Raw genomic sequence first — 26,048 nt, 5'->3', positions numbered from 1 at the left:
TTAAAACCAGCGAAATTTGCTCAATTAATGGAAGAATTAAAACCAATTGCAAAAGCAGTTAATAAAGAAATTTAATGATATTTTCTTACAAGAAATATCATAGGCAGAGAACATTATAAATTATTTGCAAAAAAATAAATATTTTCTTGCATTTATATACGTTTGTCTATATAATACAAAATGTATGTTAGAGTTAAAGGGGGGAATCATTCATGGCAAAGACAGTAGTAAGAGAAAATGAATCTTTAGATGATGCATTACGTCGTTTTAAAAGACAAGTATCTAGAACAGGTACCCTTGCTGAAGCTCGTAAAAGAGAATTCTATGTTAAACCAGGTTTAAAAAGAAAATTAAAATCTGAAGCTGCAAGAAAAAACAATAAAAAAAGATAAAAAATGAACCTACAGGTTAACCTGTAGGTTTTTTTTATTCATAGGTATCATATTGTTTCTTTGTTTCTAATTCTATCATTTTAAAAAGTAGACAATCCATGTTTTTAGCTATCTTTTGATCAATGTGAAAATGACCAAAGTACCAATGCTTATAATCAGTAATTTTTTCTATGAGTTCTAAAAATTCTATTAAAGTCATATCACCTTTTACCGGTATTTGATCCATTTGATAGATGACACTTTTAGGACAAGTATGGGTTAATATGTAGTCGACATGGAAATGATGCTTTTCTAAATTAAAATAAGCTTCATCATAATCTTGGTGACGAGGCAATTCGTCTTCCCACCAGTTATAATTTTTTATTCCCATGTGTCGGGTAATTGAAAAGGCACCTCCCATAGTAAAAAATGTTTTTTGATCAATAGTAAAAATCTGTCCTCGTATCAAGTGATAGATATTGCTTTTTAATTGGTGAACTTTTCCACCATTCCAATAAGTAACAGGTAATTGATTCAAATAGCTAAAGTTTTCATGATTACCATCAATGAAGCATATGGTATAAGGTAAAGTAGAAAGATAGTCTAAAAAATCATGCTCTGCTTGATTATTTTTAAACAAATATCCAAAATCACCGAGAATAATCAAAATATCCCCTTTTTTTAAATAACGATTAAATGCTACAAAACGATCTTGATGACCGTGGGTATCACCGGTTATATATATCATAATGCCTCCTACATAATTTTTTTACCTTGATGAAAAATAGGATAATATACATATTTTTTATCATTTTTTTTATCTTCTTTTGTTTTTTGATCAAGCATGATGAGATCGTGAGCTACACCTCGATTACATAGAAATGAAAATAAAGCAAAATTAATTTTCTCAAAATTTTCTCCTGTGTCATAACCATTTTTTACAACAACACACAAATCAATATCACTTTCTTGATGTGGTTTTCCATAGGCATATGAGCCAAATAAATAAGCTTCATCAATAAAAGGAAAAGACTTTAATATTTTTAAAATATCATTTTTATTGTTTATAAATTGATTTTCCATAATAAGACCTCTTTGTTTGTATTATATCATAAAAAATTATTAATATGAAATAAAATTATTAGTAGTAGATAAATGATTTATATGTCTAAATATGATTTTCTAATCATAGAATATATCGGTGGTATCAATGATTTATATTCAACACAATCGTATTTTAATTAAGTATTATCAGTCAATTATTACTTTAGAAGACTGTTTATTAGAAATAAAAATGAATGATTCAATTATAAAGATAATGGGTCAAGATTTACAAATTCAATATTATAGTTTTGATGAAATACTCGTTCGTGGTCAATTAAAACAAATTATTTTTACATGAAATTAGGCTATGATGAGATTGTTGTAACAACAGATCATATTGATGACCTGTTGTTACAAATGAAAGAAAAACATATATCTCTTTATTCCTTAAGAAAGATTGACCATCAAGTTTATCGTTTTTATACTCCCATTTATCAACGTCATAAAGTTAAAGCATGTCATCTTAGTATTAAAAGAAGTATAGGTGTGTTTCATTATTTGTTGTTGCTTGTAAAAGGAGACTACCTTTTTTTAACATTATCTTTTATTCTTACTTTAATGATCTTGCCTTCATTTATATTAAAAATAAAAATTGATGGTCCTAATCATCAGTTAAATCAACGCTTATCTTCTTATTTAGATAAACAAAATATAACAATTCTAAAAAAACAAATGAGTTATAGTCAAATAGATCATCTTTACGAACTTATTAAAGATGACTATCTTAAAGAGATAGATTATTTAAATATATATCAAAACGGGTGTGTATTTCATATTCGCTATAGTCAAGCGATTACTAGTCAAAAGGTAAAAGAAAAATATTGTAATATTGTTTCTAAATGTGATGCAATAGTACAAAGTATAGAGGTGGCTCAAGGAAATATTTTAGTTAAGGTTAATGATTATGTAAAAAAAGGTGATATTTTAATTAGTAATGAAATTGAATCGACAGATGGCAAGATTCAAATGATTCCTACTTATGGTATAATTAAAGGATATACTTATCATATTTATACATCTAGTATTGATTTAAAACGATTAAAGAAAGAAGATGGGTTTAGTTATTTATTATTTAAGACAAGAATGCAAATACCAGCAAATGCAAAAATCGATAAAGAAAAAGTTTTATCTTATGATATAATAGGGAAGAAATTAGTATTAAAGATGTATTATGTTTTTATTGAAGAGATATCAGTTGAGGAGAAATAAATGAAAAGTATTATTAAGCTAGAAGAGTATAATATTGAAAATTTAGCTAATTTAAGCGGGAGTCAAGATGAAAATTTAACAATGTTAGAAGAATCTTTAGATGTGACTATATCACTTCGTGGCGATGAATTGATGATAAATGGAACTGAAGAAAAGATTCAAGAAGTAAAACAAATTGTTCAAGCATTAATGAAACTGATTAAAAAGGGAGTGACTCTTTCTAAAAGGGACATCGTTTATGCTATAAAATTAGCTCATAAAGGAAATTTAGAGCAAATGCCGGATTTATATAATATTAAAATAGCAAAGACAAGTAGTGGAAAGATGATCTATCCTAAAACAATGGGGCAAAAAGCTTATTACCATGCTTTAAAAAATAATGATGTTGTTTTTGGGATTGGTCCAGCAGGAACTGGTAAAACTTATTTAGCTGTTGTTTTTGCGGTAGATGCTTTAAAAAATAATCGTGTAAAGAAAATAGTACTTACAAGACCGGCAGTAGAAGCAGGAGAAAGCTTAGGTTTTTTACCAGGCGATTTAAAGGAAAAAGTAGATCCATATTTACGTCCTTTATATGATGCACTCCATGATATGTTAGGGGTAGAACAAACTGAAAGATTAATTGAAAAGGGGATTATTGAAATTGCGCCTTTAGCCTATATGCGTGGAAGAACGTTAGAAGATGCCTATGTTATTTTAGATGAAGCCCAAAATACAACGGATAATCAAATGAAAATGTTTTTAACACGTTTAGGATTTCACTCTAAGATGATTGTTACTGGAGATGTCACACAAATTGATTTACCTCGAGGAGTACGTTCAGGATTAATTAACGCCATTGATATTTTAGAAGGAGTTAAAGGAATTTCTTTTATTCGTTTGAGCGCAATGGATGTAGTTAGACATCCTGTTGTTCAAAGAATAATAGAAAGATATGAAGGTAAAGATGAATAAATTATTAATTATAGAGGATGATGTTTCAATTAATAAGATTATCTCTTATGAATTGAAACAAAAAGAATATCAAGTAGATAGTTTATATGATGGTAAAGATGCAGTATCAACAATTTTATCTCAAGAATATGATTTAGTATTAGTTGATTGGATGTTACCAGTAAAAGATGGAATTACTATTATTAAAGAAGCAAGGAACCAAGGTTATATTAAACCTATTATTTTATTAACAGCGAGAAGTGAACAAGATGATATTATTAAAGGTCTAGAGGCTGGGGCAGATGATTATCTTACAAAGCCTTTTCAATCTGCTGTTTTAATAGCACGAATTGAAGCTCATTTAAGAAGATTTCATAAACATTTTAGAGGTATGCTAGAATTTGAAGATGTAAAAATGGATTTAAACAAGCATGAAACTTATGTTGGTGATAAAAATGTTGTTTTGACCAAAGTTGAATACGATGTATTAAAAATGTTTCTTGAACATAAAGAGGAAGCAATTTCTCGTGAAACGTTACTTAAGTCTATATGGGGATTTAAATATGATGGGGATACACGTATTGTTGATGTTCATATTTTTAAATTGAAAAGTAAGCTTAAGGAATCCCAGGTATCTTTTTTATCAGTGAGAGGAGTTGGCTATAAGTTGGTGAAAAAAGATGGGTAAACTATATTGGAAAATTATTTTATGTGGCTTTATTGCTTTTGTTTTATCGGTTGTTGATTTCAGGTACAGTCCAGCCTATATATTAGGACTTTTAGCTGCTATTTTAATTATTGTTTATGGTGAAAAGACGAGATTTGAAAGTTCTTTAAAACAATATCGACGTGAAATGGATCATGAACTAAAAGAAGTGGCAGGAGAAAACAAATTTCATTATAAAGTTTTAAATCATTTAATTAAAACAATGAATTTACCAATGATTTTTATTGATAAAGATGGCATTATCATTTTTACTAATCAAAGTTTTAGAAATGCTTTTCAAATAGAACATTTAAGAGGAAAAAAATATAAAGATATTTTTACAGGACAGTTACTCAATGTTGTTGAACAAAGCTATGTTTTTGAAAGAAAATGGAATTCAGTAGTTTGTATTGAAAATAAATATTATCAAATAGATACAACGCCTGTATTTAGAGATAAGGTTGTATTTGATGGTTCAATTATCTTATTTACTGATGTTTCTCAAATGAAAGAAATTGAAAAAATGCAAAAACAGTTTTTTTCAGATATTTCTCACGAATTAAAAACACCCATGTCTGCGATTATTGGTAGCGTAGAAATTTTAAGAAAAGATGGCATGAAATCTAAAGAAACATTTGATGAATTTTCGCATATCTTATTAAAAGAAAGTTATCGTATGCAAAATATCATTAATGATATTTTAGAGTTATCAAGGTTGGAACAACCTCAAGTAAAAATCAAGCCTACTTGGGTCAATATTAATTCATTGATAAAAGAAAGCATGGAGTTATTTGATCCTCTAGCAAAAGAAAAACAAATTTCCCTTATTTATCAAAATGATATTAAAGAAGATATTTTAATTGATTATTCAACTGTAAAAACAATCCTTAATAACTTATTATCTAACGCTATTAAGTATTCTAATGGTGGGGTTGTTAATCTAAAAACAAAAATTAAAAATAATCAGTTTGTTTTTATTATACAAGATGAAGGAATAGGTATTTCTAAAAGGGAAATCCCATTGATATTTGATCGCTTTTATCAAGTTGATCGTGCAAGAAGTTCAAAGATATCAACAGGTTTAGGATTAAGTATTGTTAAGAGAATTGTTGAACTTAATAAGGGAACAATTGATGTGGAAAGTGAACTTGGGATAGGCTCTACTTTTATTGTTCAAATTCCTTTGGAAAATACCAAAATTTCCCACAATGAGGATATAATTTAGACACATTTTTTTCGTAGTATAAATAGCGTCGTAGAAAGGTATGAAGGTGATAATATGGAAGAAAATAAAAAACCTCATTTAAAAAATATTTCAATTAAAAAAATCTTAAAGATAGTTGTGATTACCGCAATTGTTGCTTCTTTTGCGTTGAATGGCTATGTATTTTATTCGGTTTATACTGGAAATGGAACTGTTTCTAGTAGACAAACAACAGTAAAGGATGTTGATTATGATGTTAAAACGAATGCTACTTCGGTCATTAATAAAGTAAGTGATAGTGTTGTAGGAGTTGTTGTTTATGAAAATTCAACAACGACATCATTATTTGGAGAAAGTTCTTCATCAGATAGTCAAAGTGGTAGCGGTAGTGGTGTTGTTTATGATCAACAAGATGGTTATACATACATCATTACAAATAACCATGTGATTAGTGGTGCTAATAAAATTCAAGTTGTTTTTTCAAATAATGAATATGTAGACGCTAAAGTAGTTGGTTCAGACGAGTATAGTGATGTTGCTATATTGAAATGTAAACCTGATTTTGATGTAACACCAATTAATATAGGAGATTCCAGTTTATTGGATAAAGGAGAAACAGTTTTAGCGATTGGTTCACCTTTAGGTATTGAATATGCTGGGACGGTAACTCAAGGTATTGTTTCGGCTACTGATCGTACAGTATCGGTTGATTTAAATAATGATAATGTTGATGATTGGGATATGAATGTTATTCAAACTGATGCAGCAATTAACCCAGGTAATAGTGGGGGAGCCTTAGTTAATATGAAAGGTGAATTAGTTGGTATTACTTCAATGAAGTTCTCTGATGAATCAGTTGAAGGTATGGGATTTGCAATTCCAATTAATGATGTAATGACTTGTGCAAAACAAATTAGAGAAAATGGTAAAGTTTCACATCCTGTTATTGGTATTAAAGGTGCTTCTTTATCTGATTATTCTTCTTATGATTTACAACGTTATGGCGTACATGTTTCTTGCGATGAAGGAATTTATGTAGCTCAAGTTGTAAGTGGTGGTGCAGCAAGTAAGGCAGGCATTAAAGAAGGCGATGTCATTGTTAAACTTGATGATCAAAAGATTACAACGTATAAATCTTTCTTAACTGCACTTTATTCTAAAAAAGCAGGTGATACAGTAAAAGTGACAGTTAACCGTGATGGCAGTGAAAAAACATTAAGTGTGACTTTATTAGAAAAATAGATGGAAATAAATTCCATCTATTTTTAATTTGTGTATAATATATTTAACTGATGTAAAAAGGAAGTAAGAAGATGAAAATAGGAATTTTTGATTCAGGAATAGGTGGTTTATCAGTTTTGCATCAGGCATTAAAAATAATGCCTGAGCATCAATATATATATTATGCAGATGAGAAAAATGTTCCTTATGGTGAAAAAACAAAAGAACAAGTGATAGGTTATGTTGATGAAATTATTCAATTTATGATTGATCATGGAGTTGAAGCTATTGTTATTGCTTGTAATACAGCAACAAGTGCGGCTGTAAAAATAATGAGAGAAAAATATACTATTCCTATTATTGGAATGGAACCGGCTGTTAAAAAAGCAATTGATTTATATGGTGACTATCGGGTTCTTGTATGTGCTACACCTATTACGGTAAATGGAAAAAAGATGCATGATTTAGTGGACCGAGTTGATAAGAAAAATCTTGTAGATTTAGTGGCTTTACCTCAGTTGGTGAGATTTGCTGAAAAACAAGAGTTTGATAGTGAAGCAGTGAAAAACTATTTAAAAGAAGAATTATCATGCTTTGATTTAAGTCAATACCATTCATTGGTTTTAGGATGTACCCATTTTAATTATTTTAAAGATAGTTTTCGAGCAGTATTACCTTTACAAATTCACTTTGTAGATGGCAACTTAGGTACTCTTAATCATTTAAAAGAATATATTAATGCTAACAGTCTTTTACCTGGTGTAGAATACTATTATTCTGGACAAAAAGTAGAGGGTAAAGAATTAATGCGAATACAAGCATATTTAGATCGTTTGGATCGAATGATCAATATTGAATAGGAGAATAAACATGGTTAAAGCAATATTTTTTGATATCGATGGAACATTAGTTAGTTTTAAGACGCATCAAGTAGCAAAGGAAACCTTTGCTACATTAAAAAAGTTAAAAGAAAAAGGATATAAGTTATTTATTGCTACAGGAAGAGGGAAAGATGGTTTAGAAGTTCTTCAGGATTTCCCTTTTGATGGATATATTACTTTAAATGGTCAATATTGTTATAGCAAAGATAAGCTTATTTATGAAAACACAATTAAAAAAGAAGATTTACAAGCATTACTGGATTATTTAAAGGTAAAACCATTTCCATGTGGTTTTACTGAAGAAAATACAAAATACTTTAATATGAGAGATGAAAGAGTGGATGAAATTCATAGAATTACTCATAATGATGATCATCCAGCAGGGGATTGTAGTCAAGTCGTTAATCATAAAGTTTATCAATGTATGTGTTTTGTAGATGAACAAGAAGAAAAAGAATTATTAAAAGTCATGCCTCATTGTATTTCAGCTAGATGGCATCCTCTATTTTGTGATGTTTCACCTATCGGGGGAACAAAACAAAATGGAATAGATCAATTCTTAGCTTATTATGGTATTGATTTGAGTGAAACAATGGCTTTTGGTGATGGTGGTAATGACAAAGAAATGTTAAATCATGTTGCTTTATCAGTAGCGATGGCTAATGGAAATGATGAACTAAAAGCAATAGCTGATTATGTCACTGGAAGTGTTGATGATGATGGTATCACCCAGGCTATGAAACATTTTAATTTAATTTAAGTATAATAAAAGCCCCCTTAGTTAATTTTAACTAAAGAGGCTTTGTTTTTTATTCTATTCTTCAACTTCGATTGCTTCAACAGGGCAAGTTTCAGCAGCTTCTTTACCAGCTTCAACGTCTTCGTTGATTGCTTTTGCTAATCCGTCATCTCCGATTTCAAAAGTTTCAGGAGCAACACCTGTACAAGCACCACAACCGATGCAGTTTTCATTTACTGTAATTTTAGCCATTTTATAATCCTCCTTTATTCTCTATTATATTATATATTAAATATAGTGATAAAGATAGAGAAAAATAAAAAAAGTATGCTATAATGAAAACTGGATGGTGATAATATGGGATACTCTAGAGTTGATAAATATAAAGAATTAAGAGAAGGAATAAAAGATGAAGTTGGTATTTCTCATCAAAATGAAGTGAAAACTGAAAAAGAAGAGGAACCAGATGATTTTTTATCTTTTATGAAAAAAGATGATATAAAAGTGGATACACAAGATCATCATTTTGAAGATACTCTTACTGAAGCTAAAACTTTTGAACAAATGAGGGAAGAAGGTTCAGAAGAATTAGATAAAGCTTTAAAAAGTGTAAAAGAGAATGTTGGTAAAGAAGAACGCTATAATACGAGAATGGATATCTTAAATAAAATTAGAGATCCAGAAAAACAAACAATAAAATTAGATTCAGTTGCTAAGTACTCAACAGAAGAATTTTCTAAAGGAATGTTTATTCATCAAGAAGAAACTCAAGAAGAAGTAGAACCTGAACCTAAAATGACATTATTAGAAAAATTAGCAGCAATGTCACCTAAAGAAGATGCTAAAAAGGCAGAAGCAATTATCAATGAAGAAGTGACTGAAGAAAAAACGGAAGTTCAAGAAGAATTAGAAGATATCCAAGATGATGAAAATGAAGAGGAAACTTCAGAAGTTTATCAATATGATTTAACTGATAATTTAGAAAATGATTTTGAAGAAGATAATCATAGTGAAAGAGGAAATAAAATAGTAACTATTTTAAATTACGTTATTATTGTTTTAGTTATTATACTGATAGCTCTACTAGGAATGATCGTATATCAAAATTTCTTTTAAACTAAGGAGCGACCTTAGTTTTTTTCAAGGAGGAACAAAATGAAAAATATATCAATTGCTATAGACGGACCAAGTGCAGCTGGGAAAAGTACAATTGCCAAAATGGTTGCAAAAAAGAAAAATTATATTTATATTGATACAGGAGCAATGTATCGTAGCGTAGCGTTATATTGTTTAAATCATCATATAGATTTAAATGATGAAGGTGAAATTAAAAAACATTTAGAAAACATTCATATAAAAATGGATCAAAATAATCATATTTATTTAAATGATGAGGATGTAAGTGAAACAATTAGACAAGATGAAGTTTCTTTAGCAGCAAGTAAAGTATCAATACATCCTAGTGTAAGAAGTTTTTTAGTTGAACAACAAAGAAATATGGCAGCATCTAAAAATGTAATTCTAGATGGACGTGATATTGGAACAGTTGTTTTACCACAAGCAAGTTTAAAAATTTATCAAATTGCAAGTGTTGAAACAAGAGCGTTAAGACGTTTTAAAGAAAATAAAGAACGTGGTATGGATGTTGATTTGGAAACGATAAAAAAAGAAATTGAAGAAAGAGATTATCAAGATATGCATCGTGAGGTTTCACCTTTAAAGAAAGCAGATGATGCTATTGAAATTGATACATCTGATTTATCACTTGATGAAGTTGTTGAACAAGTATTAAAGTTAATTAATAAAGTAGAGGAGGAATAATATGGCTGGAGTTGTCGCAATTGTAGGTCGTGCCAATGTTGGAAAATCAACCATATTTAATCGAATTGTTGGTGAACGTGTTTCGATTGTAGAAGATGTTGCCGGGGTAACAAGAGATCGTATTTATGCAAGTGCATCTTGGCTAACAAAAGAATTTCGCTTAATAGATACTGGAGGAATTGAATTAGAAAATGCTTCTTTCACTACCCAAATTAAAATGCAGGCAGAAATTGCTATTGAAGAAGCGGATTTGATTGTATTTGTTGTAAATGGACGTGAAGGAATTACAAAAGAAGATGAATTTGTTGCACGATTACTTCAAAAATCAAGAAAGCCAGTTATTTTAGCGGTTAATAAAATAGATGATCAAGCATTTAAAGATTATATTTATGAGTTTTATGCATTAGGTGTAGGTGATCCAATTCCTGTATCTGGATCTCATGGTATTGGGATTGGTGATTTATTAGATGAAGTAGTTAAACAGTTAGATTCTACTGAACAGGTTTATGATGAAGATGAAATTCGTTTTTCTATTATTGGTAGACCGAATGTAGGAAAATCATCACTTACAAATGCTATTTTAGGAGAAGAACGTGTTATTGTTTCTAATATTGAAGGAACAACACGTGATGCAATTGATACACCTTTTGTTAAGGATGGACAGAAATATTGTGTAGTTGATACTGCCGGAATGCGAAAAAAAGGAAAAGTATATGAAAATATTGAAAAATATTCAATATTAAGAGCTTTAACAGCTATTGAAAAAAGTGATGTTATTTTAATGGTTGTTGATGGTGAAACGGGAATTCGTGATCAAGATAAACATGTTGCAGGATATGCACATGAAGCTGGAAAAGGTGTTATTATTGTTTATAATAAATGGGATTTAGTTGATAAAGATGAAAAAACGATGCAAAAGAAAATGAAAGAAATTCGTAATGAATTTAAATATTTAGATTATGCTAGAATCATTTTTACATCAGCTAAAACAGGACAACGTGTAGATGGGCTTTTCCCATTAATTCAAGAATCGTATGAAAATTCACGCAGAAGAGTTCAAACAAGTGTATTAAATGATGTTTTAGTTGATGCTCAATTGATGAATCCAACAACAACATTTAATGGAGGGCGTTTAAAAATATATTATGCCAATCAGGTAAGTATCGCACCACCAACATTTGTGTTGTTTGTAAATGATCCTCAATATATGCATTTTAGTTATAAACGTTATTTAGAAAATAGATTAAGAGAAGCTTTTGCTTTTGAAGGAACACCAATTCATATTATATGTCGTAAACGTGATTAATAGATTTATGAAAAGAGGAATAGATGATGAGTAAGATAGGAATCTTAGGAACAGGAAGTTGGGCAACTGCCCTTGGACGTGTTCTTCATGATAATGGACATCAAGTTTTATTATATGGAATTGATCAAAATCAAATAGATGATATCAATATGAATCATCAAAACAGTCAATTTTTTGGTGACGTTGTTTTTGAAGAAGGTATTAAAGCAACAAATGATTTAAAGGAAACAATTAAAGATGCACAATACCTTTTAATCACAATTCCTACTCAATTTGTAAAAGATACCTTAAAATTAGTTAAACCTTTATTAGATAAAAAAATAACTATTATTAATGCTTCTAAAGGATTTGACTTAGGAACAAATATGAGAATGTCTGATACTATTCGTAGCGTTTTATCAGAAGATGAAATTGAACCTGTTGTTTCTTTGATAGGACCAAGTCATGCTGAAGAAGTCGCAATTAGAATGCTAACAGCAGTTTGTTCAGTTTCTTTAAATAAGGAATGTGCAAAAAAAGTACAAAGATTATTCTCTAATGAATATTTTAGAGTTTATACTATGTCAGATGAAATCGGTGCTGAATATGGTGTGGCAATGAAAAATGTTATTGCGGTTGCTGCAGGTGTTTTAAGTGGTTTAGGTTATGGTGATAACAGTCGTGCTGCGTTAATTACCAGAGGATTATCTGAGATGGTTCGTTATGGTGTAAAAAAAGGCGGTAAGTTTGAAACTTATTTAGGATTAACAGGTGTAGGTGATTTAATTGTGACTTGCAGTTCTGTTCATTCACGTAATTTTCAAGCCGGCTTAGAAATTGGAAAAACTAATGACGCTAAGACATTTATGAAAAATAATAAAAAAACATGTGAAGGAATTCGTACATGTCGTGTTATTTATGAAGATCAAAAACAATATGATGATATCGAGATGCCGATTACAGAAGCTATTTATCAAGTTCTCTATGAGGGAAAAGAACCTAAAGAGGAAATAAAAAAATTAATGCTTAGAGAACTGAAACCTGAACAATAAATTCATTCATGCATATATTATAGTGGTGATGATATGAATGATAGAGATCGATTTGTAGATCAAGTCAGTCAAAAAACAAATATTAAAAAAGAAGATATTTTTAAACTGGCACAAGATTTACAAACTAAAGATTTAAATAATGAAAATGATTTGAGAAGTTTTATTTATCGGATTGCATCTATGACAAATAAAAAAGTAGATGACAAGACGGTAAATCGTTTAATCATGATGATTAAAAATAAGCAAGTACCACAAGATTTTGATAAAATGATTTAAAAGAAAAATGTTGGTAGATAGGGAAAAATTTGATTGACTTATGACTATTGTTTCTATATAATAGTCATTGCGGTTATGGAAAGGTGATTAATTTGAAGTATAACTTAAAGTGGATTATTAAACATAAAGGAACATTTGATTTTGATGAAGAACTTACGTTCCCATCAGAAATGTTTGAAAAATACAATCAAATTAATGGCCTTAAAGACGTAAATGTCTCAGGTACCGGAAATCTTGATACAAGAGATAAGCGATTATATGTTGATTTAAATATTAAAGGTACAATGATTCTTCCATGTGCTCTTACATTAGAAGATATTGATTACCCATTTGATATTAGTTCAACAGAAATATTTTCTTTTGAAAAGCCTGACCCAATGGAAGATGTTCACGAAGTGAAAAAAGATATGGTTGATTTAACACCGGTGGTATTTGAAAACATTATGTTAGAAGTACCAATGAGAGTCGTTAAAGAAGACGCAAATATCCAAGAATCTGGTAAAGGCTGGAAGATATTGGATGGTAATTCTAGTGATAAAGATGAAGAATATATTGATCCTAGATTAGCAAAATTAAAAGAATATTTTAAGTAACAGGAGGATACAAAAATGGCAGTACCATTTAGAAGAGTTTCAAGTACAAGAAGAAACAAAAGAAGAACACATGATAAACTTACAGCACCTACTGTAGTAGTTTGTCCAGAATGCGGTGAATACAAATTATCTCATAGAGTTTGTAAACATTGTGGAACTTACAAAGGTCAAAAAGTATTATAAGAATGTGCGTCTAAAGTGAATAACTTTAGACTTTTTTCTTTTTTATATTGATATAATCTATAAAAAACACAAAATGTGGGCAACTAAGTTGTTCACATTTTTTTATTATTAACTATTGTTTCATAGGGGTGGGTGTTATATAATAGTGGTATGAAGTGGTAATAAATGGGAACAAAGTGTAAGAAAGTGGGTGAAAATCATGTTCATGGGTGAATACAGACACGCTATTGATGCTAAAGGACGTCTGATTATTCCGGCAAAAATTCGTAATGAATGCCAAGGTAGTGTGGTCATAACTCGTGGATTTGATGGATGTCTTGCACTTTATACTAAAGAAGGCTGGGAAGCTTACTATTTAAAACTACAATCACTTCCAAAAAATAAAAAAGAAGTGCGTATGGCGGTTCGTTTTACCATATCTAAAGCATCAGAATGTGAATTTGACAAATTAGGAAGAATTAATATTCCGGCACCTTTAAGAGAACTTGCTTCGCTACAAAAAGATTGTGTAGTTGTTGGAGCAGGTGATCATGCTGAAATTTGGTCACAAGATAAATGGGATGAATATTATGATGAAAACCAAGATGATTATGATGAGATTTTTGAATCATTAGATGGTTTTGAAATATAGGAGAAAGCGATGTTTAAACATATTACTGTATTATTAGAAGAAGCCGTTGATGGTCTTGATATTAAAGAAGATGGTATTTATGTTGACTGCACACTAGGTGGTGGAGGACATTCTAGTGCCATTTTAAAGAAATTGAAAACTGGTCATTTGTATTGTTTTGATCAAGATGAGATTGCTATTAAGGCAGCAAGAGAACGTTTAGAAAAAATAAGCGATCATTTCACCATTATTCATGCGAATTTTAAAAATATTAAAATGGAACTTGCTAAATTAGGTGTTAGTCATGTAGATGGAATTCTCTATGATTTAGGGGTTTCTTCACCACAGTTTGATGATGCTAAACGTGGTTTTAGTTACAACTTTGATGCACGTTTAGATATGCGTATGGATCAATCAAAAGATTTAGATGCTTATAAAATTGTTAATGAATGGTCTTATGAGCAGTTGGTTAGCATTTTTTATAAATATGCTGATGAGAAGTTTAGTAAACAAATTGCTAGAAAAATAGAAAAACAAAGAGAAATAAAACCGATTGAAACAACTTTTGAACTTGTTGATTTAATAAAGGAAGCGATTCCTGCACCAGCAAGGAGAAAGGGTGGTCATCCTGCAAAAAGAACATTCCAGGCTTTACGCATCGCTGTTAATGATGAGTTAAATGTATTTGATCAATCACTAACAGATGCATTAGATTTACTTAATGTAGGGGGGCGTATTTCAGTTATTACTTTTCATAGTTTGGAAGATAAAATATGTAAATATACTTTTAATGAGGTAACCAAATTAAAAGATGTACCAAAAGGGTTACCGGTTATTCCAGATGAAATGAAGCCAAAATATAAACTGGTAAACAGAAAACCAATTATTGCCAGTGAAGATGAACTAGAAAATAATCATCGGGCACATTCAGCAAAATTACGAATTATAGAGAGGGTATCGTTATGACAAAAAAGAGAACAAGATTTGAAACATTTTCTATTAGATTTTTAGTTTTTACATTTGCAGTCTTTTTAATTGGTTTGATTTTTGTTAAATCAATTGATTCTTCATATAATAATAAAATTCAATCATTACAAAAAGAAATATCTACATGTCAATCTGATATAGATAGTTTACAGATGCAAAAACAAGAACTTGTTTCTTTTAATCGTCTTGCTGATGTTGCTGGTGCAAAAGGATATACTTATCAAAATGATGCTGTAGCATCAACAAATGGAGAAAATAGATAATGAATCAACATAAGAGTGCAAAAATCATCTCAGTTATTTTTGCGCTCATTATTTGTTTATTGATAAGTAATATTCTTTATTTAGGGATAACTGGAAAACATTTTGTAAGTGGAGAAGATATTGAAACGTTTGCTAAAAATAGAAGTAAAAAGCAAGAAACAATTTATGCCAAAAGAGGTCAAATCTACACAAGTGATCAAGAGAAAGTCGCTGTTAATGTAAAAAAATATAAAATTATTTTAGTATTGTCTTCTTCAAGACCGGGATATGGGAAAAAGCAAGCTTATGTAAGTGATGCAGTTGATACAGCAAGAAAACTAGCACCCATTTTATCAATGGATGAAACAGAATTGACTAACAAAATTCAAGAAAAATTAAGTGCTGGTAAATATCAAATGGAGCTAGGAAGTTATGGCAATAATTTAACAGCAACCCAAAAGAAACAAATTGAAGACTTACATCTAAATGGAATTGAATTTGAGGAAAGTGATTCACGCTATTACCCATTAGGTGATTTTTGTAGTTATGTTGTTGGATATGCTAAAAATTATGAAGATAATAGTATTAAAAAAATGGTCGGTGAGATGGGATTAGAACTTGTTTATGATAAGTCTTTAAAAGGAGAAAATGGTTTTAAAGTTTATCAAACTGATGCTAAAGGATATGCTTTGGTTGATGGCATGTTAAGAAAAAAAGATGCCACAAATGGTCAAGATATGTATCTTACTTTAAATAGTGGATTACAAAGAGATTTAGATTACATGATGTCTAAAGCTTATCAAGAAACGCATGCTCAAGTGGCAACTTGTGCTGTAATGGAAGTAAAAACAGGGAAAATTCTTGCTATGTCATCATATCCATCTTTTAATCCTAATGAACGTAATATTTCTACGTATAATAATTTCTTTTTGGAAGGAACAATGGAATGTGGTTCAGTTTTTAAACCTTTTATTTATACTGATTCTATAAATGAGGGGAAATATAGTCATTCGGCAACTTATGTTTCTGGACGATACAATGTTAATTATAATGGCAAAACCATTGCTACCATTAAAGATCATAATGGTGGTGAAGGTTGGGGTACAATTACTTATGATGAAGGATTAATGCGTTCAAGTAACGTAGCTATTTGTAATTTATTAGATAATGGTTTTGTTACGAAGGATGTCTTAAAAGAAAAATTAAAAGAATTAGGTTTTTTCCAAGCGTCTAAAATGGATGGATTGGATTGTTCGTCATCTATTGCTATGTATGATCGTACTGATAATCGACTAGAATATTTAACAACAGGATTCGGTCAAGGATCAACGGTAACGCCTTATCAATTATTAAAAGCCTACAGTATTTTTGGTAACGATGGAAGAACAGTAGAACCTTATGTTGTTGATCGTATTGTAGATAGTTCAACAAATAAAGTAATCAAGCAAGGAAAGACAAAACGTTCAGATCAAATCTTTAGTTCAGATGCTGTTAATCAAGTAAAAGAATTAATGCTAGGGGTTGTAGAAAATGAAGTTGGAACAGGTAAAAGATATCGTTTAGATGATGGTACTCAAATTTTTGGTAAAACTGGAACAGGACAAGTTCCTGAAAATGGTGGATATAGTACGTCTATTTATATGAATTCATTTGTAGGATTAGCACCTTATGATGATCCTCAAGTAGAAATTGTGATTACTTTTAAATCTGATAATAGTTATGTTGATTATGTACCTAATATTGTTAAAACAATGACAACTGAGGCTTTAAATGTAGTCAATCAATATAAAGTAAAAGATTCAGGACATTTAGATGAAAGTTATACTTTAGATTCATATACAAATCAATCTGTTAATTATGTAAAATCGAAGTTAGAATCAAAATCTTTAAAAGTACAACTTATTGGTAATGGTGGAACCATTATTGAGCAATATCCTATTAAAAAGACAAAAGTCTCTGTTGGAGATCGTATATTCTTAAAAACAGATGGTAAAGACATAACAGTTCCTAACATGAGTGGCTGGTCTAAAAAAGAGGTTCTCACTTATGGATCGTTAAGTGGTATAGAAATCACATTTGAAGGATCATCTGGACAGGTAACTGGACAAAGTGTTGCAGAAAATAGCGTTGTTCATAGTGGCGACAAGATAACTGTCAATTTATCAAATTAAGGACATAGATATGTCCTTTTTTTCATATAGTGAATTGGTGAGATGATGTTATTTGAAACAACAGTTAAAAAACTAAAATGGGTTAAGATTTTTACTTGTTTATTAGCTCTTTCAATTATTTTGAAATTAGTTTATATACAAATTATCGATCGTTCTACAATATATCAAAAAGCAGTTGATTCATGGCAAAGATCTTTTCCGGTTGAGGCAAGTAGAGGAAAAATAATGACAGCTGATCATCAAGTATTAGCTACTAATTTAACAACTTCTTCTATTGTTGTTGTACCAAGTCAAATTAAAGATAAAATTTATACAGCCAAACAGTTATCTGATATTTTAGGTGTCGATATGCAAGTTATGAAAGAAAAGTTAGAAAAGAAAGTATCTATACAAAGGATTGCTCCTGAAGGAAGACAATTAAAAGATGAAATAGCTAGAAGAATAGATAGATTAAAACTACCAGGAGTTTATCTTATTAAGGATACAAAGCGTTATTATCCTTTAAATCATTATTTGAGTCATTGTTTAGGATTTGTAGGAATTGATAATCAAGGATTATTGGGACTTGAATTAGAATATGATCATTATTTAAAAGGGAAAAATGGTTCTATTGATTACTATATGGACGCTAAAAGTCATAATTTAAAAATGTATCCGAGTGATTATCGAGGTGCTACCACAGGAATGAATATCACTTTAACAATTAATGGTAAAGTACAAGATATAGTCGAACGAGAACTTAATAATGCTTATAAAACTTATCATCCTGATGGTATATGGGCTTTAGCGATGAATCCTAATACAGGTGATATTTTGGCTTTATCAAGTAAACCGGATTTTAATCCCAATCAATATCAAAAAGAAGATAAAAATATTTATAATCATAATATTCCGGTATGGAAAACATATGAACCGGGGTCAACTTTTAAAATTATTACTTTTTCAAGTGGACTTAATGAAAATCTATTCGATATGGATAAAGACACATACTTTGATAAGGGATATGAAATTGTTGGTCATTCAAGAATAAAATCTTGGAAAAAAGGAGGACATGGTTTACAGACTTTTAGAGAGGTTTTGCAAAATTCATCCAATCCGGGTTTTGTAGAGATAGGGAGAAGGCTAGGTAAAAAACGTTTATATCGCTATGTTGAAAAATTTGGTCTAACTAAAAAGACAGGTGTTGATTTACCGGGTGAATCTAGTGGAATTATGTTTGATTATAAAAATTTTAATGAATTAGAGCAGGCTACAGTAGCTTTTGGTCAAGGAATTTCAATTACACCGATACAGTTAGTAAGAGCGATTAGTGCTTGTGTGAATGGGGGTAAATTATTAAAACCTCAAATATTGAAAGAAGTAAAGAATAGTTATACAAATGATGCAGTTTATAAAAGAAAAGTGAAGGTCATACGCCAAGTCATAGGAAAAGAAACGTCTTCAAAGGTAAAAGATGCATTAGAATCGGTTGTGTGTTTAGGGGGAGGAAGGAATGCTTATATACCGGGCTATCGAATTGGTGGTAAAACAGGAACGGCTCAAAAAGCGGTTAATGGAACTTATGTGGGAGGAGGTTATATTTTATCATTTGTAGGAATTGCGCCAATAAATGATCCTCAAATTGTTCTTTATGTAGCAATGGATAATCCTAAAAATTGTATTCAATATGGTGGGACTACAGTAGCACCTATTGCTAGAAAAATGCTAGTAGATATATTACCTGCCATGCATATTAAAAAGGTTAAAAAACAACCAGAAAGAGAAGAACAACCTATGGATGTAAAGACAGTGAAAATTGAAAGGTATATTGGTAAAAAAAGAAGCGAGGTATCCAATGTGTCATTGCGTTTTAAATTTATTGGTAAGGGAGATTATGTTATAGATCAGTTACCTAAAGAAGGAGAAATTGTAGAAGCAGGGTCTACCGTTGTGATTATGTTAGGAAAGAGTTAAAATAAGATAAAGATTTTCTTATAGATTATTACAAAAATGAGGGATTATTGACATTTTTTTGTAAATATACTATGATACAATCACATTATATTCAAAGGAGATTACAATAAGTGGACCCGAGTCAGATAACGAATATTATCATACTTATTATTTTAGTTATTTTTTCTGGTATTTTTTCATGTAGTGAAACAGCGTTTTTATCAGCTAATAAAATTAAATTACGAAATTTAGCCCAAGAGGGGAATAAAAGAGCAATTTTAGTAGAAAAATTATTAGATAATAGTGATCAATTGTACAGTGCTATCCTTGTAGGAAATAATATAGTTAATATTGGTGCCTCTTCTCTTACAACAGCAACAATTATGGCTATTTTTGGTGATGGGGCATCAATGGTAGCTTATGCCACAGGATTAATGACTTTACTCATTCTTATTTTTGGTGAAATTACACCAAAGTCATTAGCAACAAAAAATGCAGATTCATTAGTATTAATGTTATCATCATTTGTTCATTTTGTTGTTATTATCACAAAACCGGTGGTCTATATTTTAAATATTATAACAGGCTTTTTAATTCGTCTTTTTGGTGGTGATAAAAACGATGGACCAAGTTTAACTGAAGAAGAACTTAAAACAATTGTAACAGTAGGTCATGAAGAAGGTGTCATCGAAGAAGAAGAAAAAGAAATGATTCATAATGTATTTGAATTTGGTGAAACTGAAATCAAAGAAATTATGACACCACGCATTCATGTTGCAAGTTTAAGTGATGATTGTACTTATGATGAATTAATGAAAATATATCAAGATGATCATTTTTCAAGATACCCCGTTCATTCGGAATCATTTGATGAAGTCATAGGTGTTTTAAATGTTAAAGATTTATTGTTTTTTGATATTGATCCAAACAATTTTCATATTAAAGACTATATGAGAGATGCTTTTGTTGTTTATGAATTCAATCAAGTCAGTGATGTGTTTGCTTCTATGCGAAAAGAACATGCTACTTTGGCAATTGTTTTAGATGAATATGGCGTGATGTCTGGTATTGTCACATTTGAAGACATTGTTGAAGAAATCGTTGGTGAGATTGATGATGAGTATGATGAATTTAAAAATGATGAAATTATTCAAATTAATGAAAATGAGTATTTAGTAGATGGTAGCTTAAATTTAAATGAAGTGAATGATGAATTAGATACTGATTTTAAGTCTGAGGATTTTGAATCAATTGGGGGATTAGTTTTAGGAAATTTAAATGGTGTTCCTCAAGTTAATGATTATATTGAAATTGATGGGGTAAAGATTTATGTTATGAAAGTGCATAAAAATAGAATTGCCCAACTTAAATTAGTGATTACAAAACAAGAAACTGATCATAAAGAAGAAGGGGAAGATCATTAAGGATGATTTTCCTTTTTTAAGGAGATAAAGATGAAAAAGAGATTAGAGATTAAAAGATTAGGAATTAATGGCGAAGGTATAGGATATTTAAATCGTAAAGTTGTTTTTGTTAAGGGGGCTTTAATTGGTGAGGAAGTAGAAGTAGATGTTAAAAGTTTTAATCGTCAATTTTTAACAGGACAGTTACTTAAAATTATTCGTCCAAGTAAAAGTCGTCGTCAAATATCATGTCGTGCTAATAAAGAATGTTTAGGGTGTTCTTTATTACATATGGATTATCCTACACAATTACAATATAAAAAGAATATTGTTCGTGAATCAATTAGAAAATATACTCAAATTGATTTAGATCAAGTTGTTTTTAAAGATATTATTCCAAATACAATTAAGCAAGGGTTTATTCAGGACGTGAACTTACCAATTGTTGATTTTAAAGGAAAAGTGACTTTTGGTATTTATCAAAGAGAAACAAAATATTTAACTGTTATGACGCATTGTTTCAAACAACACCCATTAATCAATCGTACTTTAGAAGATTTAGAAGTCATTTTTAATGAAGAAAAATGCAAAACATATCATGAAAAGTTTAAAACAGGACTTAGATTTATTAAATTAAAAGTCATCAATGATCAAGTACAAATCGTCATTATTACAGGAAAAGATGGTTTAAAGAAATCGGTTAGTGAACGTATAACAAAATTAAAACAAGTATGTAGTTTATATTTATCAATTAATACAACAAGACATCAAGATTTTGATGAAGCTGGTTATACGAAATTATATGGTCTTTCTAAATTAGAATTCTATCATCAAGATCAAAAATATCTTGTTTCTGTTAAATCACCATTACCTCATCATTTTGATGCTTATTTTAGAAGAAATGAAGCTATTAAATCGATGTTAAAAGAAAGTGAAAAGATTTTATCTGTTTATTCAGGATTAGGGGTCTTAGAGTTAGAATTAGATCAAGAAGTGATTGGATTTGATGATCAAAGATCTTTAGTAGATGATGCTAACTTAAATGCAAAATACTTAAAGAAAGATCAGGTTCGATTTATTTATGGTAATGTAGAAGAACGTATTATTCCTTACGCTAAAAAGAAAATCTATGATACTTTTATTATTCAAAATGAAAGAAATGGAATTAGTGAACAATTAAAAGATACTTTAAGATTATCAAAAGTAGAAAATGTTATTTATGTGAGTCAAAATCATAGTACAATGGCTAAAGATTTAAATGATTTACAAAAATACTTTAAAGTAGAACGTATTGTTGGTATCGATGAATTTGTTTATCAACCTTCAGTAACTACAGTAGTTAAACTAAAAAGAAAGTAGGGAGCCTATGGAAATTAAATATCAACCACATGGTGTATGTGCAAGTCAAATTGTCATTGAAGTAGAAAATGACATTGTTCAAAATGTAAAGTTTATTGGTGGATGCTCTGGAAATACCCAAGGTGTTGGAGCGTTAGCTAAAGGAATGAAAGTTCAAGATGTTATTGAACGATTAGAAGGTATTCGTTGCGGTAGAAAACCAACAAGTTGTCCTGATCAACTTGCTCAATGTTTAAAAGAAAATTGTCAATAAAGAATCACGCTGTGATTCTTTTTGTTTTTAAAGCATAAAATAAAAAGGGTGATCCAATGTTAGTACCAATAAAAAAATTACAGTTTATGTGTGGTTTATGCTTACTACTACAAATTATCTTTCAAATGATGTTTGTCCCTTTTCATCTTTTAGCTGTAATATTATCTATTATCATTATTATCTGGCAAAAAAGATTACGCATCTTACAAATACAATATCATTATTATGTTTTATTTTTATATGTATATCGCTTAATGGTTTTATTGGTTTTGACTTATTCATGGTGTCAAATCATCTATTTATGTTTATGTTTATATGTAGCGTGTGTTATCTTGTTACTTTCGTGCAGGATGTTTTTATAGAGGATTGATACTATTTTTGATATAATGAGATAAACATGCGGTGAATGTGATAATCGGTGTATAATAAAAATAAGGAGGATAAAAACATGATAGGACAATTAAATGTTTATAGCTGTTATAGTTTTCAAAATAGTACAATTTTAATTGATCAACTCTGTAAAAAAGCAAGTGAAATGCATTATCAAGCATTGGCTTTAACAGACGAAAATAATATGTTTGGTGCTATGGAATTTAACAAAGCATGTCATAAATATCATATTAAGCCTATATTTGGTATGCAAGCAAGTGTAAGTGTTCATCATGAAATTTATCCTTTTTTACTTTTAGCACAAGATCAGGTAGGCTATCATGATTTAATGAAGATTTGTAGTGATATTAATTTAAGTGAAGAACATTGTATTGATATAGAAAAACTGGCTTTATATAAAGAACATCTTTTTATTATGTCAGGATGTAAAGAGGGTATTGTAGAACGTCTTATTCTTAAAGAATTAGAATCAGAAGCTTTAAAATATATGAAATATTTTAAACAGTTATTTAAAAATCATTATCATATTTGCATTCAAAATCATCATCTTGCATTACAAGAACATCTTAACAAAAGAATATGTGCGTTAGCACTATTAGAAAATATCCCAGTATGTGGTTCTAATGAAGTGCGTTACCTACAAAAAAGTGATGCTTTGACTTTAGATTTATTGCGTGCGAGTGCGAAAGGAGAACACTTATCATTACATCATCAAGTTATAAGTGATCAGCTTTATTTAAAAACACCTTATGAAATGACAGAATTATTTGATAAAAGCATTATTGATCAAACCAATCATGTTTTAAAAATGTGTAATGTAACGATTGAAACAGGTATTATGCATTTACCACAATATCCATTAAAAGATCATATTAAAAGTCAAGATTATTTAAGACAACTTTGTATCGTAGGATTAAAAAAACGTTTTAAAAATCAAGCAATTCCTTTAGAATATAAACAACGTCTTACTAAAGAATTAAAAGTGATAGAAAAAATGGGCTTTTGTGATTATTTCCTTATTGTATTTGATTATGTTCGTTTTGCTAAAACACATGATATTTTAGTTGGCCCAGGAAGAGGAAGTGCTGCTGGGAGTTTAGTTGCTTATGTTTTGGGAATTACAAATGTCGATCCTATTGAGCATCATTTGTTTTTTGAACGTTTCTTAAATGAAGAAAGAGTTTCAATGCCTGATATTGATATTGATTTCCAAGATGATCGTCGTGATGAGATTGTTCAATATGTAACCGAAAAATATGGACAAGAACATGTTGGTCAAATTGTTACTTTTTCTACTTATGGGCCTAAGGTAGCATTAAGAGATTTAGGAAAAGTCATGAATGTATCTTTACCAAAGCTAGAAATGCTAGCTAAATACATACCGACGGGTCCTAAAAATAAAAAGAGTATTAAAGAAGTCTATGAAACATCATATTCATTTCAATCAATGATTAATCAAGAACCTGCTCTAAAAGAAATATTACCATCAATGTGTCTAGTTGAATATTTGCCACGTAATATTTCTATGCATGCAGCTGGGGTTGTTTTGTCTAAAGATTGTTTAAATGAAGTTGTTCCTCTTGCTAAAGGACCAACTCATAGTGTTATTACACAATATTCAAAAAATTATATTGAAGATGTTGGATTATTGAAGATGGATTTTTTAGGATTAAAAAATCTAACAATTATTTCTTATATTGTTAAAGATATTCAAAAAGACAATCCTCATTTTATGATTCAAAACATAGATTATCATGATCCTAAGACTTTTGAATTATTAAGTCGTGGAGATACTTTAGGGGTCTTTCAGTTAGAATCACCAGGAATGAAAAACTTGCTTAGAAAAATGAAGCCTGATAGTTTAGATGATATTATTGCTGCTAATGCATTATATCGACCTGGTCCAATGGCCAGTATTCCCCAATATTTAGCACGCAAATTTAAGAAAGAAAAAGTACAATATGAATTACCTTGTTTAGAACCGATATTAAAGTCAACATATGGTATTATTTTGTATCAAGAACAAATTATGCAAATTGCACAGGTTGTTGCTGGTTTTACTCTTGCTAAAGCAGATTTACTTAGAAAAGCTATTTCTAAAAAAGAAGTGAGTTTAATGTCACAAATGAAAGTAGAATTTATTAGTGGTAGCTTAGTAAAAGGATTTAATGAAGAACAGTCAACCCGTATCTTTGATTTGATTGAAAAGTTTGCTGATTATGGATTGAATAAAGCTCATTCTGTATCTTATGCAATGATTGCATATCAATTAGCTTATTTAAAAACGCATTATCCTTTATCATTTTATAGTGCCATTCTATCAAATGAACAAGGTAGTGATGTCAATAAAATGAATTATATTCAAGAAGCGAGAAAATATCATATTGATATTTTACCGCCATCAATTAATTATTCTTTTGATCGTTTTACAGTAGAGAATCAAGCTATTAGATATTCATTATTAGCGATAAAAAATGTTGGTTATGCCGGTTATCAAGCTATTGCAAGTGAACGAAAAAAAGGATTGTTTACGAGTATTTTTGATTTTGCTGCTAGGATGGATGGTCAAAAGGTAAATGCTAAGATGTTTGAAAGTTTAGTTGATGCAGGAGCTTTTGATGAGTTTGGTTATAATCGGGCAACAATTAAAGAAAATATGCATAAGATGAGTGAATACGCTAAACTTAAACAAACAATAGGAATAGATGAGCCACCTATTCTAAAAATGATTAAAGAAAATAAATTAGTTCGTTTAGAACTAGAAAAGAAAGCTTTGGGAATTTATTTAACGACGCATCCTATTGTTTTAATTAAACAAAAACTCAATATACAAGTGATATCATTAGGTAATTTAAATCAGTATGTCAATCAAAAAGTTTTAGTGGTGATGTCATTAACACGTGTTAAAGCCATTGTTGATAAAAAAGGAAATGATATGTGTTTTATTGAAGGACAGGATGAAACAGGAAGTGTAGATGGTGTTGTTTTTTCTTCGACATATAAACAATATCAAGATATCTTTGAAAGAGGAAATGTTGTACTCATTGAAGGAAAAGTAGATTATCGAGATAAATTATCTTTAATTGTACAAAAAGTAAAAAAAGTAGTGTAAAGGAAATAAAG

General features: G+C 29.7%; 29 protein-coding genes. 26 read left to right on the top strand and 3 right to left on the bottom strand.

Annotated elements, in window-relative coordinates; all coding sequences use genetic code 11:
* Nucleotides 1-212 precede the first annotated feature (212 nt).
* Nucleotides 213-392 (top strand): 30S ribosomal protein S21, encoded by a 180-nt coding sequence (rpsU, locus tag DWZ53_RS06875; RefSeq protein WP_022002829.1) that lies wholly within the window; start codon nucleotides 213-215, stop codon nucleotides 390-392.
* A gap of 34 nt (nucleotides 393-426) precedes the next feature.
* Here the strand turns inward: rpsU and DWZ53_RS06870 are convergent, their stop codons facing one another.
* Nucleotides 427-1,119 carry a metallophosphoesterase gene (locus DWZ53_RS06870; RefSeq protein ID WP_118432955.1) on the bottom strand — a complete coding sequence of 231 codons (693 nt, stop codon included), beginning with the start codon at nucleotides 1,117-1,119 and terminating at the stop codon, nucleotides 427-429.
* A gap of 8 nt (nucleotides 1,120-1,127) precedes the next feature.
* Nucleotides 1,128-1,454 (bottom strand): nucleotidyltransferase domain-containing protein, encoded by a 327-nt coding sequence (locus DWZ53_RS06865; RefSeq protein WP_118432954.1) that lies wholly within the window; start codon nucleotides 1,452-1,454, stop codon nucleotides 1,128-1,130.
* A gap of 127 nt (nucleotides 1,455-1,581) precedes the next feature.
* Between DWZ53_RS06865 and DWZ53_RS06860 the strand changes: the two genes are divergently transcribed.
* The 8 genes from DWZ53_RS06860 (at nucleotide 1,582) to DWZ53_RS06825 (ending at nucleotide 8,389) form a co-directional block, all read left to right on the top strand.
* Nucleotides 1,582-1,773, top strand: a complete 192-nt coding sequence (locus DWZ53_RS06860; protein WP_118432953.1) for a YabP/YqfC family sporulation protein — start codon at nucleotides 1,582-1,584, stop codon at nucleotides 1,771-1,773.
* Nucleotides 1,770-2,684 (top strand): sporulation protein YqfD, encoded by a 915-nt coding sequence (locus tag DWZ53_RS06855; RefSeq protein WP_118432952.1) that lies wholly within the window; start codon nucleotides 1,770-1,772, stop codon nucleotides 2,682-2,684. The genes DWZ53_RS06860 and DWZ53_RS06855 overlap by 4 nt, the downstream gene beginning before the upstream one ends.
* Complete coding sequence (locus DWZ53_RS06850; protein ID WP_118432951.1) at nucleotides 2,685-3,638, top strand: PhoH family protein; 954 nt, start codon at nucleotides 2,685-2,687, stop codon at nucleotides 3,636-3,638. It abuts the gene before it with no gap.
* Nucleotides 3,631-4,305, top strand: a complete 675-nt coding sequence (locus DWZ53_RS06845; RefSeq protein ID WP_118432950.1) for a response regulator transcription factor — start codon at nucleotides 3,631-3,633, stop codon at nucleotides 4,303-4,305. Before DWZ53_RS06850 ends, DWZ53_RS06845 begins: the two co-directional genes overlap by 8 nt.
* Nucleotides 4,298-5,548, top strand: a complete 1,251-nt coding sequence (locus tag DWZ53_RS06840; RefSeq protein WP_118432949.1) for a PAS domain-containing sensor histidine kinase — start codon at nucleotides 4,298-4,300, stop codon at nucleotides 5,546-5,548. Before DWZ53_RS06845 ends, DWZ53_RS06840 begins: the two co-directional genes overlap by 8 nt.
* Before the next feature lie 54 nt (nucleotides 5,549-5,602).
* Nucleotides 5,603-6,769: a S1C family serine protease gene (locus DWZ53_RS06835; RefSeq protein ID WP_118432948.1), complete on the top strand. Its 1,167-nt coding sequence runs from the start codon at nucleotides 5,603-5,605 to the stop codon at nucleotides 6,767-6,769.
* A gap of 71 nt (nucleotides 6,770-6,840) precedes the next feature.
* A complete protein-coding gene (gene murI / locus DWZ53_RS06830; protein WP_118432947.1) occupies nucleotides 6,841-7,608 on the top strand; it encodes a glutamate racemase in 768 nt (255 codons plus the stop codon).
* 10 nt (nucleotides 7,609-7,618) lie between these two features.
* The gene (locus DWZ53_RS06825; protein WP_118432946.1) at nucleotides 7,619-8,389 is read left to right on the top strand and encodes a Cof-type HAD-IIB family hydrolase; all 771 of its coding nucleotides are present in this window, start codon (nucleotides 7,619-7,621) and stop codon (nucleotides 8,387-8,389) included.
* A gap of 54 nt (nucleotides 8,390-8,443) precedes the next feature.
* Here DWZ53_RS06825 and DWZ53_RS06820 read toward each other — a convergent pair whose 3' ends face one another.
* Nucleotides 8,444-8,620 (bottom strand): ferredoxin, encoded by a 177-nt coding sequence (locus tag DWZ53_RS06820; RefSeq protein WP_118432945.1) that lies wholly within the window; start codon nucleotides 8,618-8,620, stop codon nucleotides 8,444-8,446.
* Nucleotides 8,621-8,725: 105 nt separating this feature from the next.
* Between DWZ53_RS06820 and DWZ53_RS06815 the strand changes: the two genes are divergently transcribed.
* From DWZ53_RS06815 to dnaE, 17 genes are all read left to right on the top strand, one after another.
* Nucleotides 8,726-9,484, top strand: coding sequence for a hypothetical protein (locus tag DWZ53_RS06815; protein ID WP_118432944.1), 759 nt, complete (start codon nucleotides 8,726-8,728; stop codon nucleotides 9,482-9,484).
* A 39-nt stretch (nucleotides 9,485-9,523) separates the two neighbouring features.
* Complete coding sequence (gene cmk, locus DWZ53_RS06810; RefSeq protein WP_118432943.1) at nucleotides 9,524-10,189, top strand: (d)CMP kinase; 666 nt, start codon at nucleotides 9,524-9,526, stop codon at nucleotides 10,187-10,189.
* A 1-nt stretch (nucleotide 10,190) separates the two neighbouring features.
* The gene (der, locus tag DWZ53_RS06805; protein ID WP_118432942.1) at nucleotides 10,191-11,495 is read left to right on the top strand and encodes a ribosome biogenesis GTPase Der; all 1,305 of its coding nucleotides are present in this window, start codon (nucleotides 10,191-10,193) and stop codon (nucleotides 11,493-11,495) included.
* A 26-nt stretch (nucleotides 11,496-11,521) separates the two neighbouring features.
* Nucleotides 11,522-12,526 carry an NAD(P)H-dependent glycerol-3-phosphate dehydrogenase gene (locus DWZ53_RS06800; RefSeq protein WP_118432957.1) on the top strand — a complete coding sequence of 335 codons (1,005 nt, stop codon included), beginning with the start codon at nucleotides 11,522-11,524 and terminating at the stop codon, nucleotides 12,524-12,526.
* 33 nt (nucleotides 12,527-12,559) lie between these two features.
* Nucleotides 12,560-12,802: a stage VI sporulation protein F gene (locus DWZ53_RS06795; RefSeq protein ID WP_118432941.1), complete on the top strand. Its 243-nt coding sequence runs from the start codon at nucleotides 12,560-12,562 to the stop codon at nucleotides 12,800-12,802.
* A gap of 83 nt (nucleotides 12,803-12,885) precedes the next feature.
* On the top strand, nucleotides 12,886-13,395 hold the full coding sequence (locus DWZ53_RS06790; RefSeq protein ID WP_118432940.1) for a DUF177 domain-containing protein: 510 nt from the start codon (nucleotides 12,886-12,888) through the stop codon (nucleotides 13,393-13,395).
* A gap of 15 nt (nucleotides 13,396-13,410) precedes the next feature.
* On the top strand, nucleotides 13,411-13,578 hold the full coding sequence (gene rpmF, locus DWZ53_RS06785; RefSeq protein ID WP_118432939.1) for a 50S ribosomal protein L32: 168 nt from the start codon (nucleotides 13,411-13,413) through the stop codon (nucleotides 13,576-13,578).
* A 199-nt stretch (nucleotides 13,579-13,777) separates the two neighbouring features.
* Nucleotides 13,778-14,209, top strand: coding sequence for a division/cell wall cluster transcriptional repressor MraZ (mraZ, locus tag DWZ53_RS06780; protein ID WP_118432938.1), 432 nt, complete (start codon nucleotides 13,778-13,780; stop codon nucleotides 14,207-14,209).
* Between the two features lie 9 nt (nucleotides 14,210-14,218).
* Nucleotides 14,219-15,154 (top strand): 16S rRNA (cytosine(1402)-N(4))-methyltransferase RsmH, encoded by a 936-nt coding sequence (gene rsmH / locus DWZ53_RS06775; RefSeq protein ID WP_118432937.1) that lies wholly within the window; start codon nucleotides 14,219-14,221, stop codon nucleotides 15,152-15,154.
* A complete protein-coding gene (locus tag DWZ53_RS06770; protein WP_118432936.1) occupies nucleotides 15,151-15,438 on the top strand; it encodes a hypothetical protein in 288 nt (95 codons plus the stop codon). The genes rsmH and DWZ53_RS06770 overlap by 4 nt, the downstream gene beginning before the upstream one ends.
* A complete protein-coding gene (locus DWZ53_RS06765) occupies nucleotides 15,438-17,588 on the top strand; it encodes a penicillin-binding protein (RefSeq protein WP_118432935.1) in 2,151 nt (716 codons plus the stop codon). The genes DWZ53_RS06770 and DWZ53_RS06765 overlap by 1 nt, the downstream gene beginning before the upstream one ends.
* A 45-nt stretch (nucleotides 17,589-17,633) precedes the next feature.
* The gene (locus DWZ53_RS06760) at nucleotides 17,634-19,541 is read left to right on the top strand and encodes a penicillin-binding transpeptidase domain-containing protein (protein ID WP_118432934.1); all 1,908 of its coding nucleotides are present in this window, start codon (nucleotides 17,634-17,636) and stop codon (nucleotides 19,539-19,541) included.
* A 110-nt stretch (nucleotides 19,542-19,651) separates the two neighbouring features.
* Complete coding sequence (locus tag DWZ53_RS06755) at nucleotides 19,652-20,944, top strand: hemolysin family protein (RefSeq protein WP_118432933.1); 1,293 nt, start codon at nucleotides 19,652-19,654, stop codon at nucleotides 20,942-20,944.
* A gap of 30 nt (nucleotides 20,945-20,974) precedes the next feature.
* Entirely contained in the window at nucleotides 20,975-22,282 is a 1,308-nt protein-coding gene (locus DWZ53_RS06750) for a class I SAM-dependent RNA methyltransferase (protein ID WP_118432932.1), read from the top strand.
* Between the two features lie 7 nt (nucleotides 22,283-22,289).
* Nucleotides 22,290-22,535, top strand: a complete 246-nt coding sequence (locus DWZ53_RS06745; protein WP_118432931.1) for a TIGR03905 family TSCPD domain-containing protein — start codon at nucleotides 22,290-22,292, stop codon at nucleotides 22,533-22,535.
* Between the two features lie 56 nt (nucleotides 22,536-22,591).
* Nucleotides 22,592-22,897, top strand: coding sequence for a hypothetical protein (locus tag DWZ53_RS06740; protein WP_118432930.1), 306 nt, complete (start codon nucleotides 22,592-22,594; stop codon nucleotides 22,895-22,897).
* An 86-nt stretch (nucleotides 22,898-22,983) separates the two neighbouring features.
* A complete protein-coding gene (dnaE, locus tag DWZ53_RS06735; protein WP_118432929.1) occupies nucleotides 22,984-26,037 on the top strand; it encodes a DNA polymerase III subunit alpha in 3,054 nt (1,017 codons plus the stop codon).
* The last annotated feature ends 11 nt before the right edge of the window (nucleotides 26,038-26,048 follow it).

Source organism: Coprobacillus sp. AF33-1AC (assembly GCF_003475785.1).
Taxonomy (GTDB): domain Bacteria; phylum Bacillota_I; class Bacilli_A; order Erysipelotrichales; family Coprobacillaceae; genus Faecalibacillus.
This window is presented reverse-complemented; position numbering and strand designations above follow the sequence as displayed.

Bases quoted from the DNA above. Each gene is read 5' to 3' on its own strand.
- DWZ53_RS06815 (WP_118432944.1), top strand. From the start codon at position 8,726: ATGGGATACTCTAGAGTTGATAAATATAAAGAATTAAGAGAAGGAATA.
- DWZ53_RS06855 (WP_118432952.1), top strand. From the start codon at position 1,770: ATGAAATTAGGCTATGATGAGATTGTTGTAACAACAGATCATATTGAT.
- cmk (WP_118432943.1), top strand. From the start codon at position 9,524: ATGAAAAATATATCAATTGCTATAGACGGACCAAGTGCAGCTGGGAAA.
- DWZ53_RS06770 (WP_118432936.1), top strand. From the start codon at position 15,151: ATGACAAAAAAGAGAACAAGATTTGAAACATTTTCTATTAGATTTTTA.
- DWZ53_RS06860 (WP_118432953.1), top strand. From the start codon at position 1,582: ATGATTTATATTCAACACAATCGTATTTTAATTAAGTATTATCAGTCA.
- DWZ53_RS06865 (WP_118432954.1), bottom strand. From the start codon at position 1,454: ATGGAAAATCAATTTATAAACAATAAAAATGATATTTTAAAAATATTA.
- DWZ53_RS06850 (WP_118432951.1), top strand. From the start codon at position 2,685: ATGAAAAGTATTATTAAGCTAGAAGAGTATAATATTGAAAATTTAGCT.
- DWZ53_RS06835 (WP_118432948.1), top strand. From the start codon at position 5,603: ATGGAAGAAAATAAAAAACCTCATTTAAAAAATATTTCAATTAAAAAA.
- DWZ53_RS06800 (WP_118432957.1), top strand. From the start codon at position 11,522: ATGAGTAAGATAGGAATCTTAGGAACAGGAAGTTGGGCAACTGCCCTT.
- der (WP_118432942.1), top strand. From the start codon at position 10,191: ATGGCTGGAGTTGTCGCAATTGTAGGTCGTGCCAATGTTGGAAAATCA.
- mraZ (WP_118432938.1), top strand. From the start codon at position 13,778: ATGTTCATGGGTGAATACAGACACGCTATTGATGCTAAAGGACGTCTG.
- rsmH (WP_118432937.1), top strand. From the start codon at position 14,219: ATGTTTAAACATATTACTGTATTATTAGAAGAAGCCGTTGATGGTCTT.
- DWZ53_RS06820 (WP_118432945.1), bottom strand. From the start codon at position 8,620: ATGGCTAAAATTACAGTAAATGAAAACTGCATCGGTTGTGGTGCTTGT.
- DWZ53_RS06765 (WP_118432935.1), top strand. From the start codon at position 15,438: ATGAATCAACATAAGAGTGCAAAAATCATCTCAGTTATTTTTGCGCTC.
- DWZ53_RS06745 (WP_118432931.1), top strand. From the start codon at position 22,290: ATGGAAATTAAATATCAACCACATGGTGTATGTGCAAGTCAAATTGTC.
- DWZ53_RS06845 (WP_118432950.1), top strand. From the start codon at position 3,631: ATGAATAAATTATTAATTATAGAGGATGATGTTTCAATTAATAAGATT.
- DWZ53_RS06750 (WP_118432932.1), top strand. From the start codon at position 20,975: ATGAAAAAGAGATTAGAGATTAAAAGATTAGGAATTAATGGCGAAGGT.
- DWZ53_RS06795 (WP_118432941.1), top strand. From the start codon at position 12,560: ATGAATGATAGAGATCGATTTGTAGATCAAGTCAGTCAAAAAACAAAT.
- DWZ53_RS06870 (WP_118432955.1), bottom strand. From the start codon at position 1,119: ATGATATATATAACCGGTGATACCCACGGTCATCAAGATCGTTTTGTA.
- rpmF (WP_118432939.1), top strand. From the start codon at position 13,411: ATGGCAGTACCATTTAGAAGAGTTTCAAGTACAAGAAGAAACAAAAGA.
- DWZ53_RS06760 (WP_118432934.1), top strand. From the start codon at position 17,634: ATGTTATTTGAAACAACAGTTAAAAAACTAAAATGGGTTAAGATTTTT.
- DWZ53_RS06840 (WP_118432949.1), top strand. From the start codon at position 4,298: ATGGGTAAACTATATTGGAAAATTATTTTATGTGGCTTTATTGCTTTT.
- DWZ53_RS06825 (WP_118432946.1), top strand. From the start codon at position 7,619: ATGGTTAAAGCAATATTTTTTGATATCGATGGAACATTAGTTAGTTTT.
- DWZ53_RS06740 (WP_118432930.1), top strand. From the start codon at position 22,592: ATGTTAGTACCAATAAAAAAATTACAGTTTATGTGTGGTTTATGCTTA.
- rpsU (WP_022002829.1), top strand. From the start codon at position 213: ATGGCAAAGACAGTAGTAAGAGAAAATGAATCTTTAGATGATGCATTA.
- murI (WP_118432947.1), top strand. From the start codon at position 6,841: ATGAAAATAGGAATTTTTGATTCAGGAATAGGTGGTTTATCAGTTTTG.
- dnaE (WP_118432929.1), top strand. From the start codon at position 22,984: ATGATAGGACAATTAAATGTTTATAGCTGTTATAGTTTTCAAAATAGT.